At 45.9% G+C, this 19,189-nt stretch carries 7 protein-coding genes; all 7 read left to right on the forward strand.

What is annotated here, in order from left to right:
- Positions 1-47: 47 nt before the first annotated feature.
- The 7 genes from ACSQ8P_RS12035 (at position 48) to ACSQ8P_RS12065 (ending at position 19,058) form a co-directional block, all read left to right on the forward strand.
- A complete protein-coding gene (locus ACSQ8P_RS12035; protein WP_436235386.1) occupies positions 48-1,802 on the forward strand; it encodes a histidine kinase in 1,755 nt (584 codons plus the stop codon).
- Positions 1,799-3,403, forward strand: a complete 1,605-nt coding sequence (locus ACSQ8P_RS12040; protein WP_436235387.1) for a response regulator transcription factor — start codon at positions 1,799-1,801, stop codon at positions 3,401-3,403. Before ACSQ8P_RS12035 ends, ACSQ8P_RS12040 begins: the two co-directional genes overlap by 4 nt.
- Positions 3,404-3,506: 103 nt before the next feature.
- Positions 3,507-5,039 (forward strand): ABC transporter substrate-binding protein, encoded by a 1,533-nt coding sequence (locus tag ACSQ8P_RS12045; protein WP_436235388.1) that lies wholly within the window; start codon positions 3,507-3,509, stop codon positions 5,037-5,039.
- A 179-nt stretch (positions 5,040-5,218) separates the two neighbouring features.
- Positions 5,219-7,660: a glycoside hydrolase family 2 TIM barrel-domain containing protein gene (locus ACSQ8P_RS12050; RefSeq protein ID WP_436235389.1), complete on the forward strand. Its 2,442-nt coding sequence runs from the start codon at positions 5,219-5,221 to the stop codon at positions 7,658-7,660.
- A gap of 29 nt (positions 7,661-7,689) precedes the next feature.
- A complete protein-coding gene (locus tag ACSQ8P_RS12055) occupies positions 7,690-9,243 on the forward strand; it encodes a glycoside hydrolase family 43 protein (protein WP_436235390.1) in 1,554 nt (517 codons plus the stop codon).
- A 36-nt stretch (positions 9,244-9,279) separates the two neighbouring features.
- A complete protein-coding gene (gene uidA / locus ACSQ8P_RS12060; protein WP_436235391.1) occupies positions 9,280-11,079 on the forward strand; it encodes a beta-glucuronidase in 1,800 nt (599 codons plus the stop codon).
- 365 nt (positions 11,080-11,444) lie between these two features.
- Positions 11,445-19,058 carry a galactose-binding domain-containing protein gene (locus ACSQ8P_RS12065; RefSeq protein ID WP_436235392.1) on the forward strand — a complete coding sequence of 2,538 codons (7,614 nt, stop codon included), beginning with the start codon at positions 11,445-11,447 and terminating at the stop codon, positions 19,056-19,058.
- The last annotated feature ends 131 nt before the right edge of the window (positions 19,059-19,189 follow it).

Consider the following 19,189-nt stretch of genomic DNA (forward strand, 5'->3'; position numbering starts at 1 on the left):
TATGATACAACTAGAATTAAAATTCAATTAATAGGAGACCAGATGGCATGAATTCACATAAATGGCACTGGCGGCGAACCTCATTGCGATACAAGTTAATCGCTAGTGTTCTTTTCATGACGTTGCCGCTGGTTGGGATGCTTTTATATAACAATTATTATGCTATCAATGTCGTTCGCGGTCAGGTTGCTGATTCTTACAAGAATATGCTGAAGCTCTATATGAACCAAACGGATGTAAGCCTTAATGATATAGATTCATATATGAGTACAGTAGCCAACGGCAATGATTTGTTATCTCTTAGTCAGGCGGCAACGGATACGGATTACTACAGTGCAAAGATTTATCTATACAACAAGCTGAATAGGGATAGTTCATTGTACAATTCTTTAAGCTCATTTTTTGTGTATACCGAACATAGGCAAGAGTATATGGAAGTTCCCAAAATTGATCAATCAACCCTAGAGGAAAAAGAAAAAATAGCAACATATATCATCGATTTGATTCATTCCGGGCAATTTCCGCAGGGAATCTCTGCAAAAAGATGGCAACATGTCCGAATTGGAATGAATGATTATCTGATTGATATTGTTCATTCTGGTGATGCTTATCTTGGAGGTTGGATTCAAACAGATTTATTATTAGAGCCGCTTGAAACTCTTCAGATCGGGGAGGGAGGAGAGGTTTTACTAGTCGATGTGCAGGGTAAACCGTTAACAAAAACAGATCTAGTAAGCGAATATAACGTCGATTTGCAGAAGAACCTTCTGAATTATTATATTTCAGGTACAACTAAAAAATTTCTGGTCGTAGGCGCCCCTTCTAATAAAGGGAACTTTAGTCTGGTTGCTTTAATTCCTGATCAATATATTCTTGCAAAGCTTCCATATCTCCAGTGGATCGTATGGTTGATCACGATTGCGGGTTTCTTATTAATTCCACTAGGCCTCTATTCGATGAGAATGTCTATCTTAGTTCCATTATATCGGGTTCTGCGCACCATGAAGAAGGTCCGCGAAGGAGATTGGAGCAGTAGGGTTGAGCTTAGCAACACTTCCGGGGAATTCCAACTAATCGGTGGCGCGTTTAACGCCATGATGACGGAGGTCGAAAGGCTCCGCACCAACGTTTACGAAGAACAACTGAATAAGCAAAAGGAGGAATTGCAGCGGCTGCAGCTGCAAGTTAATCCCCATTTTTTCCTGAACACGCTCAATATCGTATATAATCTCGCCAAGGTCAAGAACTATGAACTGATTTTGGAAATGTCGATGTCATTGATTCATTATTTCCGCTTTATGTTTCGCAGCAATACGTCCTTTGTACAACTGAAGGAGGAGATTGAACATACTAAGAATTATTTGCGGATACAGAGCTTGCGGTTCCCAAGCCAACTGACGTGGAACATCGATGTTCCGGTTTACCTATCGGATGTACCTATTCCTCCGCTCGTTATACAATCGTTCGTCGAGAATTCGATCAAACATGCGGTCACAATGGACGAGCCCATCAACATTTCTGTTCAAATTGAATTCATGGATGAGGAAGACGACTCCAAAATCAAAATAAGTATCAAAGATACGGGATTTGGTTTTAATGATCAGGTGCTGGAAGAACTGCAAGCGGGTAGAAGCATCGAGAATGAACGTGGTGAGCATACCGGAATCTGGAATGTGGAGCGAAGATTGAAACTACTGTATGGTGAAACTGTCTCTATACAGTATGCAAACGTTAAGGAAAGTGGCGGAGCGGTAGTGGAAATTATTGTTCCAATAAATCCAGGAATGGAGGAAAAGAGATGAATTATCAGTTGCTCCTAGTTGATGATGAAGTCCATGCCATTGAGGGCGTGAAGTCTGATCTTGATATGAACAAACTGGGAATAACGGCATTGTTTACTGCTTTCAATATCAGGCAGGCCAAAGACATATTTGAAAAGGAAACCATTGATATTCTGCTGTGCGATATTGAAATGCCGCAAGGCAACGGCTTGGAACTCCTGACTTGGGTCAAGGAGAATCATCCGAACACGGCGACGATCTTCTTGACAAGCCATGCGGATTTTAAATATGCCAAGGAGGCGTTACAGCTAGGGAGTCTCGATTATTTATTGAAGCCTGTGCTTGCGACCGATTTGGAGAACGCTATCCGTAAAGCGCAGCTCCACATTGACCGGAACAGTGAAATTAACCGTAATAGCAAGTCTCATCAATTATGGTTGAAGCATCATTCCTTTATCATCGAACGGTTCTGGCTAGATCTCATCAACCATTCGACTCCGAGTCTGCCAGCCGCGATCATTGAGCAGGTAGAGCGTCATCATATCCCTATTACGGACGAATCTATCTTCCTCCCTATTCTTATTTCTGTCCAAAGATGGAACAAAGGGTTGAACCGAAGAGATGAGAAAATTCTCGAGTATGCGCTTAAAAACACGGCTGAAGAAATCCTCATTAGTAACCGTTCCAATGGTATTTGCTTTCAATTGGAGCGGGGAATGCTTATGATTATCTTGGTTACCAACCGGGGAACAGAATGGGATTATGGTCATCTCACAGAGGCGTGCCGTCAATATATTGCTTCATGCAACGGTTATTTCTACTGTGACATGAGCTGTTATTTCGGACGTTCTGTCGAAAGCCGTGAGATGGCAGATATGGTTGCTGAGTTACGGATTCGGGATCGCAACAATGTTGCATTTGTCAACCAAGTATTCCATCATCAAGATAGCGGGGGCGTGAATCAGCCGATTAAGCTGCCTGCAATGAGTGTAGTTGCATCTCTTTTGAAGTCAGGCACCAGGGAAGCCGTCGTACACGAAGTAGAAGCGATCTTGGACAATCTAGTACGAAACCAAGGAATGGATGCCGAAATTTTGCATCAATTCAATCAGAATTTTATGCAGGTGGTGTTCTCATTTCTGAATTTGAAAGGTATTGAAGCCAATCAATTATTCGGAGATGAACAATCGAGGCGCATTTCGGAGACGGCCGTGCGATCAATAACGGATATGCTAGCTTGGGTCCATCATATCGTGAGCAAGGCGATGAACCAAGCAGAAGTGGTGAAAGAGACTGATAAAATCGTCCAAACCGTCTTAGCTTATATTGCGCTTAACATGGATCAAGACTTGTCTCGAGAAACGCTCGCCGATCAGGTGTTTTTGAATCCAGATTATTTGTCGCGAATTTTCAAAAAAGAAACGGGCTATTCCATATCCGACTATATATTGCTGGAAAAAATCAAGCTTGCTAAAGATTTATTGTCTCAAACGAACGTTCCTATAAGCTCCATTGCTTCATCGTTGGGGTATACGAATTTCTCTTATTTTACAAAACTATTCAAAAAATATGCTGGGTTAGGACCAACAGAGTATAGGAGTCAATTCGGCAACTTTCATTAAGTCGTGAAAACGCTATTAAAGAAGTCGTCAAAGTGTTAGTCGCTCCTCACGTATAGCGATAAGATGAAGGTGTAAAGTACAACACCTATTGGGGGGATTACAAATGAAAAGTAATTTGAAGCTGACAGCTTTGTCGCTTGTGGCAGTCATGTTAACGGGAACGATGACCGCCTGTTCGTCATCCGAGAATGAAGGAAGCACATCTTCTAGTGCAACTCCAGCCTCCAGCGCAAGCCTAAGCAGCGCTACGAAAGATCCGTTTGAAATCACCCTGGCTATGCCGATATTGGGAGCAATGCCGAAGGATATTCAAGCAGTGCAAGATGAAATCAGTAAAATCACGAAAGCGAAAATTAATGCGACAGTAAAAATCCTTCCTATCAGTATCGGCGCTTGGCAGCAGCAAATGAATTTGATGACGTCTAGTGGTGAGAAGCTGGATATGTACTTACAATTTGGACAAAGCTATGCGAGTGATGTGGCTGCAGGCAAAGTTGTGGCTATGGATGGCCTTTTGGACAAGTACGGTCAGGATCTAAAAAAACAGTTCGATGTTGATTATCTTAAGAGCGCACTGGTAAACGGCAAGACCTATGGCATACCCGTTCTTAAGGATTTCACAACAGGACAAGCTGGTATTGTTATGAGAAAAGATTTGGTAGACAAGTATAAAATTGATGTTGCTTCCATTAAGAAAATCGATGATCTCGATCAAGTATTCAAGACGATTAAAGATAATGAACCTGGTATCACTCCACTGGGAGCTGGGCAATCCGTCCCATCAGATCAATATGTTTGGTATGATCGATTGGGTGACCGCTTCGGGGTATTGACTGGATTCGACAATGGCTTAAAGCTCGTAAACCTTTACGAATCCAAAGAGTATGAAGATTATCTGAAGAAAGTGAACACTTGGTTTAAAAGCGGATATATCTCTAAAGACGCAGCTACGAGCAAGATTAGTGGCTCAGAACTCATGAAGGCAAATAAGATATTTGCTTACTTCCTAGCAAATAAACCTGGTGGAGTAGAAGGGGAAAATCGCTTATCATCTACAGAATTAGTATTTGCCCCAGTATTGCCGAATGTATTTTCAACAACTAGCGATGTGCTTCAAGCGATGTGGTCGATTTCCAATAATTCTACGAATGCTGAACGTACGATGATGTTCATGAATCTCATGTATGCAGATAAGGATATCGCGAACTTGTTAATGTGGGGCATTGAAGGTAAACACTATGTGAAGACGTCGGAAACTAGTGCTGATTTCCCTACCGGCATTGATGGTAAGACAGTCGGTTATACCAACCAAGCTTGGCTGATTGGGAATCCAACCCTTACCTATACGTTTGGGACCGAGCCTAAAGATAAGTGGAAAGTAACCTTGGATGTGAATAAAAATGCTGTTAAATCGAAAGCACTTGGCTTCTCTTTTAATGCGGAGGCAGTAAAAAACGAGATTACAGCACTTAACAATGTAACGGAACAATACAAAAAAGGGCTGGAGTCGGGAACAATAGATCCTGCCGATAAGCTGCAAGAATTTAGAACGAAGCTGAAGGCTGCAGGTATAGATAAAGTTATTGCGGAGAAACAGAAGCAGTTGGACGCATGGGCAGCTGCAAATAAAAAATAAAGAATGAGCCGGGATCCATGTAAATGGACCCGGTTTATTTTTTTGATATCGTACAGATTCAGCATAAAGAAGTCGTTAAAACGTTATTGAATAAGTCGTGAGAGTGTTAGTGAGCAAAACGTATTGCCAGTATGATGAAAATATAGACTTATCGTTTTGTTATGGAGAGGGGAGCAACCATGTTTAAAGAAAATATTGACCGATCATGGGAGTTTGTAAACGGGAAACCGTCAGGGATACCAGGATTTAGCCAGCCAGGGAAAATCGTTAACCTGCCGCATGACTTTACCATCGAGACGGATACAAGCCCAGAAGCGCCAGGAGGATCCAATACGGGCTATTATGGCGGAGGAGTTGGGACATATACCAAGATTTTAGATATGCCAGAAGTGTATGCCGATAAACGTGTACTGGTAGAGTTTGACGGTTCATATATGAACACAACGGTTGTATTGAATGGACATACGGTGGCTAGACACCATTACGGCTACACGCCGTTTCATGCTGATCTTACTCCCTACATGAAGCCAGGCAAACCGAATCGCCTTGCAGTAACCGTCAATAATGCAGCGCAGCCGAATGCACGCTGGTATACTGGCTCTGGTCTTTATCGCCACGTTGATTTGCTTTGCGCTCCAAAGGTGCATATAGCCCCATGGGGAATTTACGCTCACACCTCGCATATTGTAAACGGAACTGCCTTTATCAACGTAGAAACGACGGTGGAAAACCATACGGCTGATATTGCAAATCTGTGGGTAGACGTCAAGTTCGAGAAAGAGTTATCCGGCACGGTGGCCGGTACCGGAAGGGTTAAAGTACATGTACCCGCTGGAGAAAAGTCTGTAGGCCAAGTAAAGATCGCCGTCGAAAACGCCGACATTTGGGATATTGATTCACCGAATCTTTACAAAATTACGGCTCAATTAACCGACAAAGAGACGGTTCTGGATAGCGAAAGCACCCAATTTGGTATTAGGACGATATCCGTTGACACCAAAAACGGCTTTATGTTGAACGGGCGCACTGTGAAGCTCAAAGGCGGCTGCGTGCATCATGATAACGGGATCCTCGGCGCTGCGTCGTTTAAGGACAGCGAATACCGCAAGATGAAAGTCCACAAAGACAATGGGTATAATGCCATCCGATTTGCGCACAATCCGATGTCGAGGGATATGTTGGATGCCTGCGACCGTCTAGGGCTGCTTGTTATCAACGAAGCATTCGACGTTTGGGTGATGGAGAAAAACACACATGATTATAGTCAGTACTTCGAAGAGGACTGGAAGGCAGATATGGAAGCTTTCATTCTCCGTGACCGCAATCATCCCAGCGTCATTATGTGGTCTACAGGAAATGAGGTTTCAGAGCGCGGTGGATTGTCGGACGGAAATATGTGGGCCGTCAAACTCGCGGCTTACGTGCGTGAACTTGATTCAACACGCTTGATTACGCATTCCTTATGCTCCTTCTGGGGAGGGCTTGATGACGAAGATTCAGCGATATTTTATGAGGGTTTGTTCAAACAGGCTAAGTCATCAGGAGGAGGCTTGCAAAATTTAGATACGGAATTTGGTAGAGGGATTTGGGGTGACTATACGGAAGCCTTTGCCGCACCGCTGGATGTTGTTGGATACAACTATCTGAATTACCATTATGAAAATGCGCCTGAGAACTATCCGAACCGGGTCATCTGTGGGACGGAAAGCAAACCGCTCGAAATGGATAAGTACTGGCATGATGTTGAGCGCTTTTCCCATGTGATTGGAGATTTCAACTGGACAAGTTACGACTACATTGGTGAGGCCGGTCTTGGAAAGGCAGAATATGTTGAGCAAGACGAGGCTGCTGCCACATACAGGAGTATTCATATTGCCAAATATCCGTGGCGTCTCGCAAGTGATGCGGACTTTGATCTTTGTGGATTCGAACGCCCACAACTTGCTTACCGTAGGATCGTGTGGGGCTCTGACGAGACCTTTATTGCTTCGCGTAACCCTAAAAACCATGGCAAGACAGAGGTTTTAGGCCGATGGGGATGGCCGGAATGCGAAAACGCATGGAGCTGGACGGGGTATGAGGGACAATCGGTGGAAGTTGATGTCTATTCAGCCGCGGAGGAAGTGGAGCTTATCCTGAACGGAAAGAGCCTCGGGAGAAAGCCTGCCGGGAAAGAGCACCGATTCACTGCAAAGTTTGAACTCGTCTTTGAACCAGGGACTTTGGAAGCTGTAAGTTATGCGTCTGGCGAGAAAATTTCGTCAGACATCTTGAAATCTACAGGAGAGCCTGCTGCTATCCGCATTAATCCTGAGAGGATGGAAGTGGTGGCAGACGGACAGTCGCTGCTACATGCGGTCGTTGAGATCATCGATGCAGAGGGCAATCTTGTTCCTGGTGCTGAGTTGAAGGCAAAGGCTCAAGTCGAAGGAGCAGCATCGCTTGCTGCATTTGGTACTGGCAGGCCGCAGACGACCGAGAATTATACAACAGGCGAGTTCACTTCCTATAAAGGCAGGTTGCTTGCGATCGTCCGTGCGGGATATGAGCCTGGAACGGCTGTGCTGACGGTCAGTATTGATGGGTTTAGAACCGTGTCCATGGAAATACCTGTGAAGTAAATTTCTCTAGATTAAGGAGGCTGGATACAGTGTCATCCACAGCCCAACAATATACAAACCCCATCATACCGGGCTTTCATCCAGATCCAAGCATCTGCAAGGCGGGTTCCGACTTTTATTTAGTAAACAGTACCTTTCATTATTTCCCAGGGGTGCCGATCTACCATAGCCGTGATCTCGTCCATTGGGAACAAATCGGGCATTGCTTGACTCGTCTGAGCCAGCTCAATTTGGAAGGGTGCCGAAGCTCCATGGGCATCTATGCTCCCACACTCCGCTTTCACAAAGGCCGCTTCTATATGATTACCACAAATCTGAACGGTGGCTTTCATAATTTCTATGTTTGGGCTGAAAAGGCTGAGGGGCCATGGTCCGAGCCGGTCAGGCTGGATTGGCCGAGTATTGATCCGTCTTTATTCTTTGATGAAGATGGACGCGTATATATTACCGGAACGGGTGGTTTCAGAGGGGACGAACCGAAGGGCATTTACCAAGCGGAAATCGACATCGAAACCGGCAAGCTCTTGTCCGAGCGACGTCTGATTTGGGGAGGAACCGGAGGGAAATCAGCGGAAGGACCTCATTTATACCGCGTACAAGGCAAGTATTACTTGATGATTGCGGAGGGCGGAACCGAGTATGGCCATATGGTTACGATTGCTCGAAGTGACAATCCATATGGGCCATTCGAGAGCAACCCGAGTAATCCAATTCTAACGCATCGCAGTACAGGGAGCACTATCCAAGCCACCGGGCATGCAGATCTTGTGCAATTGGAGGATGGCGGTTGGTGGGCCGTTTTCCTAGGGATTCGCCCAGTGTCCGTTCCCTTCAGTGGACGACACCATCATTTAGGGCGTGAGACCTTCCTTGCTCCAGTGACGTGGTCCGTGGACGGGTGGCCCGTGATCGGCGATGCAGGAAAGGTAGCTGAGAAGATGGATGGCGGCACACTGCTGCTCGAATCTGACCCCCTTTGGATAGAAAAGGATGATTTTGATGCGAAACAGCTCCAACTCAATTGGAATTTCCTGCGGAATCCACGTGAAGAAGATTGGTCACTGGAAGATCGGCCAGGCTGGCTTACCCTTCGGGGTTCGGCTGTAACGTTGAATGATGTGGGCTCTCCAGCGTTCGTTGGCCGGAGACAACAGCATCATCGCTGTGTAGTTACAACGTTCCTGTCCTTTACATCGCGTCAGGAAGGCGAAGAAGCAGGACTTACGCTGTATATGAACGAGCGATTCCATTATGAGATTGCGCTGCTACACAGTGAAGCAAATGGCCGTACCGTTATACTTCGCCGCCGTATCGGTTCATTATGGAAAGTTGAGTTGGAAGAGAAGTATGAAGGCACCGACATCATTTTTGGTGTGGAAGCTACACCGTCACAATACTCCTTTTACTATGCATCGCCTAACGGGGAGCGAAAGTCTATCGGCTCGGGCGAATGCTCACTGCTTTCCACAGAGGTGGCAGGTGGCTTCACAGGGGTGTACTTCGGGCTCTATGCCACAGGGAATGGAAGAGCTTGCAAGGCTCCTGCTTCATTTGACTGGTTCCAGTACACCCCTCTTTCCTAAATGACAAAAACCTACTTATAAAGGAGTTTGATAATCATGTTATATCCAATATTGACGGAAACACGCAGCGTTATTGATCTAAGTGGTATTTGGAGTTTTAAGCTTGATTCGGGAAAAGGCTTTGAACAAGAGTGGCAAAATGCCCCTCTACAGGAAACAATCGGCATGTCTGTGCCATCTTCGTTTAATGACGCTGGGGTCACGGCGGACATCCGGAATCATGTTGGTTGGGTTTGGTACGAGAGAGACTTCACTGTACCGAGCCTGTTGCTTACAGAGCGCAATGTTTTGCGCTTCGGTTCGGCAACACATTTGGCCAAAGTGTATGTGAATGGCAGCCTTGTTATGGAACACAAAGGCGGCTTCACGCCATTTGAAGCCGAGATCAATTCATTCCTGCAAGTAGGTAAAAATCGCCTGACAGTCGCTGTCAATAACATCGTCGATGAAACGACGCTTCCGATGGGCAGCTATACCGAGACGGAACTGCCAGGCGGGGGCAAGGTCGTCAAAAATAGTCCTTACTTTGACTTTTTCAACTATGCAGGGATTCATCGTCCAGTCAAAATCTATACGACACCGAGATCGTACATTAAGGATGTTGCCATCGTTACGGGGCTGAACGGAACAACGGGGATCGTCCAATACGAGGCGGCAATAGAAGGTCAAGCTATACTACAAGCTAGCGTTGTTGATCAATTAGGAGTAACTGTCGGTGAGTTGGAAGGGGTATCAGGTTCAATTCGCATTGAAAGCGCAAAGCTGTGGGAGCCCCTTGCTGCTTACCTGTATACGCTCAAGCTTGAATTGATCCAAGACGGACAAGTTATCGATGTTTATGAACAACCGTTCGGCGTTAGGACGATTGAAGTGAAAGATGGCAAGTTCCTCATTAACAACAAGCCATTCTATTTCAAAGGCTTCGGCAAGCACGAGGATACGCCGATTAATGGCCGAGGCATGAATGAAGCAGCCAATGTGATGGATTTCCAACTGATGAAATGGATCGGGGCCAACTCGTTCCGGACCGCGCATTATCCATATTCCGAAGAAATCATGCGATTGGCAGACCGCGAAGGAATCGTCGTTATTGACGAGACGCCTGCTGTGGGTTTGCATCTGAACTTTAATGTCGCTCCTTCAAGAGGACCGCAGCGTAAAACGTGGGAAGTGCTTCAAACGCAGGACCATCACGCAGATATCATTCGCGAGCTTATTGCACGCGATAAAAATCACCCTAGCGTCATTATGTGGTGTATAGCCAATGAACCAGCATCCGAAGAAGAAGGAGCATTGGCGTATTTCCAGCCGCTTGTGGAACTAGCAAGAGAGATTGACCCGCAGAGAAGACCTGTAACCATCGTCAATATTATGATGGCTACCCCTGATAAGGATAAAGTAGCTGAGTTGGTCGATGTACTGTGTCTTAACCGCTATTATGGCTGGTACGCGTTTGGCGGGGATTTTGAAACAGCTAAGAGCATGCTGCGCAGAGAAATGAATGGCTGGACAACGCGCTGTCCAGGTAAACCAATCATGATGACCGAGTATGGTGCCGATACGATTGCTGGTTTTCACGATGTCGATCCGGTCATGTTCACAGAAGAATATCAGGTGGAATATCTACGAGCCAACCATGAAGTGTTTGATGAATTTGAGCATTTCGTTGGCGAGCATGTGTGGAACTTTGCTGACTTTCAAACGAGCCAAGGTATCATAAGGGTTCAGGGGAATAAGAAAGGGGTCTTTACGCGGGATCGCAAGCCCAAGATGGCGGCACATGAACTGCGGAGAAGATGGAAAGCGATACCGGAATACGGGTATAAGGGGAATTAATTATCTAGTTTCAAGTTCCAAGGGCTGCCCGCGTGGCAGCCCTTTAAGTTATCGAATTGTTTTCGCCGAAGAAGGGCACGAAGCTAAATAACTGAAGATTTTGGCCTTGCGAGAAATCGTAGGGCTATTTACTTTTGTTCCACGTATGGCGGTTATAGCTTCCAGGTAATTGTTCTTTGAGAAAGTACAAGAAATCATTGAAAAGTGATATATACGCAAAATTACACCATTGTTAAAATTACTATCGAAAGCGCTTACTTTATCCGCCCAACTGTGTTGAGTTCTATGACATTAGGGCAGCTTCTCACGCACGCTCAACCTAGAATCAACCGATAACATCAATTACTTTTTAAGGAGGAAATTTAATGAAACGAAACACGGCATTAAAAAGCTGGCAAGACTGGAGACGCCTGTTTGCGCTCGTTGCGGTTGTGACCATACTTGCATCTCTAATGCCGATGGGTGCTACTTTGGCTGCGGATCCCGAGGTAGGCACTGGCAATCAAGTGGAGATTGTTGAATCCACAAGCGGTAACGGTTTTACCCATCCAGGTGTCGGATTGACTAAATCCATATTGGAAAATATGCGTGAGCAGGTACAGGCGAAGAAGGAACCCTGGTATTCTTACTATGTTGCCATGACGGCATCCGCTAACGCTTCCAAAACGGTAACGTCTAGCAATGCAAGCTCTACGGACCCAACGAAACCGGGCACAACTGCCTTTAACAGTCAAGGCTTTAACTCGAAGTTTATAGCTGATGGCTTGAAAGCGTATACCCAGACGGTAATGTATTATATAACAGGAGACGAGACTTACCGGGCCAATGCTATGCGTATCATTCGCATTTGGTCCCAGATGGATCCTTCGAAATACGTGTATTTCACAGATTCGCATATCCACACAGGCATTCCGCTCAACCGCATGGTAACGGCGGCAGAAATCTTAAGGTATACAAGTTCTCAGACGACAGATCTGCAATGGACGGCTAAGGATACGACTGATTTTACGAACAATCTCATTACTCCGGTAATCGAAACCTTCCAGCACAGTAATAACTACTTTATGAACCAGCACAATTATCCGCTCTTAGGAGCCATGGCGGGGTATATCTTTACAGATAATAAAGGCAGATATGACGAAGCAGTAGAGTGGTTCACTGTAAATAAAACAGCGAATGATCAGGGCTTCAATGGGTCAGTGAAGCAGCTGTTCCGGTTGGTTGATACCAACGATTTGACAGGTGAAAAATTGGACCAGCCTGTAGTACAGCACATAGAGATGGGGAGGGACCAAGCGCATGGATCGGGGGATTTAACGAATGCAGCGATCATTTCACGGATGCTGCTAGCTCAAGGTACCAAAGTTGACCCCGTTGATGGAACCGTTTCCACCAGTCCGAACGCTGTGGGGCCTTATGAGTTTTTGAACGACAGGATATTGGCGGCGGCTAATTTCTTCAGTCAGTTCACACTCGGTTATGATACGCCTTGGACACCTGTGGCGTACGCGATTTCCCCGGATGGAACGATCAGAGACACTTATAATCAAATTTCTACTGGATACAAAGGAAGGTTTATTTCGTCCAATTTCATGGACTTGTACTATTATTATACCTATATCAAACAGGTGGATTTGCAAACAACGGCGCCTTACTTTTATGAAATGTTCACCAAGAGGTTGCCCCCCATTTGCTACTATGGAGGATCTGTGAACAACATCTGGGATGGCGTAGACGGGGGAGGGGACTTCTGGCTCTACATTCCAAAGGCGGTCGAATCGGAAGGAGCGGCATCCCTTCCTAAGATGCAGAACAGTGGTACGCTGCTGGAAGTGGAAGAACGTTTCACAGAATTGCGCGGTCAAGCAACAGCTATGCAAGAAGGAGATTCTTCTTTTATCCGGTTCTCCGCAACGGAGGCGGGTAGTAAAATTGCATTTATGAATGGATCTAACGCTACGAAGACCATTGGCTTTAAGATCCGAACGAATGGTGTGGCCACATTGGAATTATCTTCTGGAATAAACGATACATTGACATTGCCGGATACGAAAGGGCAGTGGAAATATGTATCTTATACAATGAAAGCCACACAAAGCTTGCAAGACATGCTTTATCTGGAGGTCAAAGGATCCGCTACTATGGTAGATCTGGACCACATCAATGTTAAAGCTGGTACAGAGTTGACACCTCCGATGTTTCGCGCAGGGAATTCGGATTTAACTGTATTTACCTATGCAAGCTCACCGCTTAGCTTCGATTTCTCTGCTACGGATGTAAGTAGTACGGATGTTATTACTTATGAGCTTCAGAATAATCCAGATGGGCTTGGATTGAATAGTAGCACCGGACTTTTTACTTGGCAGCCGATGGAAAAAGGAAGCATCTCATTTGTTGTTGCGGCTTCTGACGGTACGACGGTTACAACCAAGAACGTTAAGATAAATGTAGCAAATGATCGTGCTTCCGCAGTGCAAGCAGTAATAGCTCCATATAATCCAAATAACGTTTATGTGTCTGCTTCACTTGCACATTTTCAAGCCGAGTATGAGAAGACTATGAGTCAGATTAACGTTGCTACTGATGCAGTTTTCAATCAGCTATTGCAATCACTAAGAAGCATAGTTGAAAATCTCGAATTAGTGACGCCATTGAGACCAGATGGCAGCATGCATTACTCAGATAAAGTATTTTGGTCTAGCTGGGGTTCCTCTATTTCGAATATGGACGATCTAAGTAATCTAACTGGCGCTGCATATACGCTTGCGCTCGGATCTGCTCCTAATCTATACCATATCGTTGATTTCGGACCCGATTATAAGGTTTCAGCTACGAAGTTTGGGTTCCAAAGCAATATTTTTTCGGATCGCCTTGCGAACTCTACCGTATACGGATCAAATGATGGAGAAACTTGGACCCGGCTGACGCCAGGAGTTACGTCGTATACGCAAGAATATCACACGCTAGATGTGGATCCTGCGTATCAGAATAGTAAATACCGATTTATTAAATTACAAATGATTCAACCGCTGCCAGATGTTCTTTATGGAGTCGTTAGGAATTTCCTGGAATTAACGGAATTTAGAATCTACGGGAAGCGCTATGAGACTGGTAATAAGCTCGGGGCGGTTTCAATCAGCTCGGATCAGAGTGTAAACGGAAAGATCGCAATTGGTGATTCAGCCAAGGTAACAATTAAGGCTAAGGAAGCAATTCAGAACGTAAACATTACAATTCAAGGAATTCATGCATCTGTTAGCACGTTGGACAATATTAATTGGATTGCAACGGCCACATTGGACGGGGACATCCCAATTGGTCCTGTTAAGATTTCTGTTGACTACCAGAGTATGGATGGAACGAACGGTGAAACGGCAGTTCTAACAACAGACAACTCCAAGCTTAACATTATTGACCGATCCCAATACATCAATGTGACCAAAATGGCGACGGTAACAGCTTCAGACGTCCAGTATCCCGGAACTGGTTTAAGCAAAGATCAGGTGGGGTACTTGCTGTTTGATGGAAATACGACCACAGCCGGCGACTTGAATACCAGTACTGGATCATATTACACGGTTGATTTCGGAGAAGGCGCTTCGGTTAGATTGAATAGGATTGAATTGATACCACGACAAACAAATAGCAGCAGATTAAATGGGATGATTGTCCAAGGTTCCAATGATAACACCAATTGGACGAATCTTTCGAACCCAGTAAAAGGAGCTCAAGAAGGCGTATGGTCTGTGATCAATTCGGACAATATTCTGAGCCAGGGCAATTACCGCTACTTGAAACTGTACAATAGCACGGCTTGGAGCGGCAATGTAGCGGAAATTGAATTCTATGGGGAATATGATATTCAGAACCTAGATTCCAAGATGGTTTCATCGAACAGCTACACCAAGCTAAGCTATTATCACTACCAGCAGGAAGTGGAACGAATTAAGGTGGCTATGAATCAGCCCGGAGCTAACAAACTGGCGCTGATGGGTAAATTCTACGAGGCGGAAAAACTTTTGGTCTCGATTAGCATGCTTCCTATAGAGAAATTTTCCATTACCCCGGAGATGGTGGTTGCATCCAGCGTCGTTTATCCGAATGCAAGCGCGGGTTCGGCGGAACTCAATGGCTGGCGTGCATTTGATGGGAATGTGGGAACAGGGACAGATACAACGGTGAAATCTGGGTGGATCCGAGTAGACCTTGGGGCAGGCAATGCGAAATCCTTGGGCAGCTTTAAGTTCTATCCGAAAAGCGGTAGTGCTGCTCGTGCTAATGGAGCAATTCTTCAAGGCTCCAACGATGGAACAAATTATATGAATTTGTACACGATAAGTGGGGTCACTACGGAGAAGTGGTATACAGCGCCGATTACCAATGAAACGGCCTTCCGGTATTTACGTTATTTTACATCCACCGGCTTTGCTAATATTGCCGAGCTGGAGTTCTATGGCAAGCTAATTGACCACACGCTGCTCGTCGGTTTCTTGGGTGAAGCCGGCGCCATCCAAATGGAGAATTATACGGAGAACAGCGGTCAACAACTGCTTCAGGCAAAATCAGCAGCAGAAGCTGTGATGAACAATGGAACTGCAACCCAAGTGGAGGTCGATTCCGCCGCAGCAACACTCAGGACGGCAATGGATGGTCTGGTCTATCTGGAAGGCGTACCTATCTTGGCACGTTTCGAGGATAAGAAGGTCGAGGCGGAGAAAACGTTGACTTTCACGATTGAAACCTCGAATACCGTGACAGGAACGGTTTATTCGGCGGGGGATCAACCTGCCGGAGCTTCTTTTAGCCCAATAACTCGTACATTCACATGGACGCCAACCAAGGAGCAGGGCGGCGTATACAACGTCACTTTTACCGCTAAAGCCAACAGCTTGTCCACATCGAGGACCGTCAAGATCGCGGTTAAGGGCAATCCGGTAATTGCCGGGAATACAGACAGAGAGCTTACTGCAACACAAGCTTTTTCCTATCCGATTTCTGCATCAGAACCCGCAGGCGAACGGTTGACCTTCAGTGCGAGCAATTTGCCTTTTGGGGCTACCCTGAACACCAACACAGGTGTCTTCACTTGGACCCCGCGTCAAGCGGATTATGGCAACCATCCGGTTATCTTCCAAGTAAGTAACGGAAGTTTTGCGGTGAGCCAAACTGTGAATTTCAAGGTCAATTTGAATGTGCTTACAGCGACGCCATATACCAACGGAAGTTATTATCTTTACATGAATGAAGTAGAACGAATCCGGAAAGGTATGGAGAAGCCGGAGGCCAATAAGGAACAACTCGCTGTCCAACTAGCCCAAGCGGAAGCTTCCTTGGTACCACGGTTCACACTTGCTACTGAGAAAATCGCCGTTACTTCGGATATGGTGCTTGCCTCCACTGTAGTCTATCCGAATGCAAGCGCAGGCTCGCCAGAAGCCAATGGCTGGCGTGCATTTGACGGCAATCTTAGCACCGCCACGGATACAACATCAAATCCTGGATGGATTCGGGTAGATTTTGGAGTGGGCAATGCCCAATCTTTGGGTAGCTTCAAATTCTATCCGAGAAGCGGGAATATTGCCCGTGCTAATGGTGCAATCCTTCAAGGGTCCAATGATGGCACGAATTATATTAACCTCTATACGATAAGTGGGGTTACAACGGAGAAATGGTTTACAGCACCGATTACCGACGATACGTCATACCGGTATTTGCGTTACTATTCACCTAGTGGTAACGCCAATATCGCCGAGCTGGAGTTCTACAAGAAACCTTTAGACTCTACACTACTCACCCTGTTGCTTGGAAAAGCAAATGAATTACAGGAAGGGAGCTATTATGAAGATAGCTATGCCGTTGTACAGGAAGCCAAATTAGTAGGATTGGCAGCCATTCACAATACCGGTAGTACGCAGACACAAATAGACGATGCAGCATCCGGATTGCTTCAAGCCATGCAAGGTTTAGTCGTTAAGCCAGTTATTGTCAGTCTCGGCAGCGTGGCAGTCATCACAACAGTAGGTACAGCTCCTGTGTTGCCGACTGTAGTTAGCGCTGTATACAGCGATGAGACCGTGAAACTTGTACCTGTGTCATGGGTAGCTTTAGACCCATCCCAATTTAGCACGTCTGGCACCTTTACAGTTACAGGAGCTGTTTATGGAACGAACTTGCCAGCTATCGCAAACGTCACTGTCCTTGATGAAGGTGCCCCTTTGCCGCCGACGAACCTGTATGCCGCTTCCATCACTTCATCTTCTCTGGAGTTATTCTGGACCGCTTCGTCTGACAACGTTGCAGTATTAGGATATGACATCCTTCAGGACGGGCAGCATGCGGGAACCGTAACCGGCAATACCTATAGTTACAGCTTTACGGGGCTTGCGCCAGATACGTCATATACGTTCAAGATAGTAGCATTTGACGCTGCCGGGAACCAAACGCCTAGCGCTGACTATACCGTGAGTACACTGGAAGCCCCGGATTTATCTCCACCGACGGCCCCTACCAATCTGAATGCATCTTCAGTAACCACAAGTTCCCTAGTGCTGGGTTGGACGGCCGCAATAGATAACGTCGGGGTAACCAGGTACGATGTATATCAAGGAGAGATCAAAGCTGGTACGGTTACTGGCAATACCTATAGTTTCGGCATTAACGGACTTACTGCCGACACGGCATATACGTTCAAAGTAGTGGCATTCGATGCAGCTGGGAACTCCAAGTCGAGTGCAAATTATACGGCGAAGACGGCTCAAGGGAATACGGGTGGTAACCCTATGCCACCTACTCCTACGCCTCCACCGACGGAAACCGTTGTAACGGGTGCTCAAATCGAAGTGAACTCGACTGTGAAAGATGGGGCCGCACAAGTGATCTTGAACAACGAGAGCTTGAGCAAGGCGATAGCCAATGCAGTCCAAGGCAAGGATAAAGAACTGGTGATTGAAATTAAGTCAAAAGATGCGGTAACTTCTTTAGCAGTGGAGCTGCCGTCGGATGCTCTGCTTCAGGCGAAACAAGAAAAGGTTAAGACAGTAGTCATTAAATCCAGTTTGTTGACAATGAATGTGGCACCGGATGCGATTCAAGATCTGGAAGTCGGAGACGCTGTAAAGCTAACCATCGATACGGTCAATCCTGCGACATTGCCGGCCTCTGTTTCCAAGCTGCTTCAAGATAAGCCTGTATTTGAATTCAATCTCACGGTCAACGGTCAAACAGTCAGTACTTTCAAAGACAATAATTCCGTGGAAATCCGTATCCCGTATACCTTGAAACCTGGCGAAAAGAACCACGATCTGATAGCTGCTTACATCAATGGCAAGGGTGAACTGGAAGTAGTCAAGAACTCAAAGTATGATCTGGTTACTGGGGAGTTGGTATTCAAAGTTAAACACTTCAGTACATATGCGGTTGTATCGAGCATTGTAAATTTCAAGGACATGGCTTCCTATTCTTGGGCACAAATCAGCGTTAACGCGTTAGCCTCCCGTTATATCGTGAACGGGGTAGGGGATAACGAGTTCGCTCCTCAACAGGAGATTACCCGTGCAGAATTCCTGAAGCTAATAATGGAAGCCTACGATTTGGTAAAGCCGGGCTATTCTTCTACCTTCACGGATACGAAAGCTGGGGAGTGGTATTCTGATGCGGTGGCATCCGCACAAGCCAAGAAGATCGTTTCGGGGTACCAGGACGGAAGCTTTGGCTTAAACCAACCCATTTCTCGTGAGGAATTGGCAGTAATGAGCGTGCGTATCTTGAAGGCGGCAGGAATCGAGCTGCCTAAAACACGGGCATCTGCAGCCTTTCATGACGCATTACAAATCGCGGACTTTGCTGCTTCAGACATCAAATCCATGAGTGAAGCGGGATGGATGGAAGGGCAAGATTTAGGTAACTTTGCTCCAAAAGCACAAGCAACCAGGGCGGAAGCAGCTGTTCTGATTGCCAGGATGATGGGATTGAATGATTAAATTAATCGAGAAGAGGAGTGTCCTGAGCGGGCACTCCTTCTTTGTTATTGGGCCATTTATTTGCTGGAAGAAAGCGTTCTACATTTTATGTATGCGCTTTAAAAAGTACAAGAAATCATAGAAAAGTGATA

This window comes from Paenibacillus sp. LjRoot153, from assembly GCF_964253085.1.
GTDB lineage: Bacteria > Bacillota > Bacilli > Paenibacillales > NBRC-103111 > Paenibacillus_E.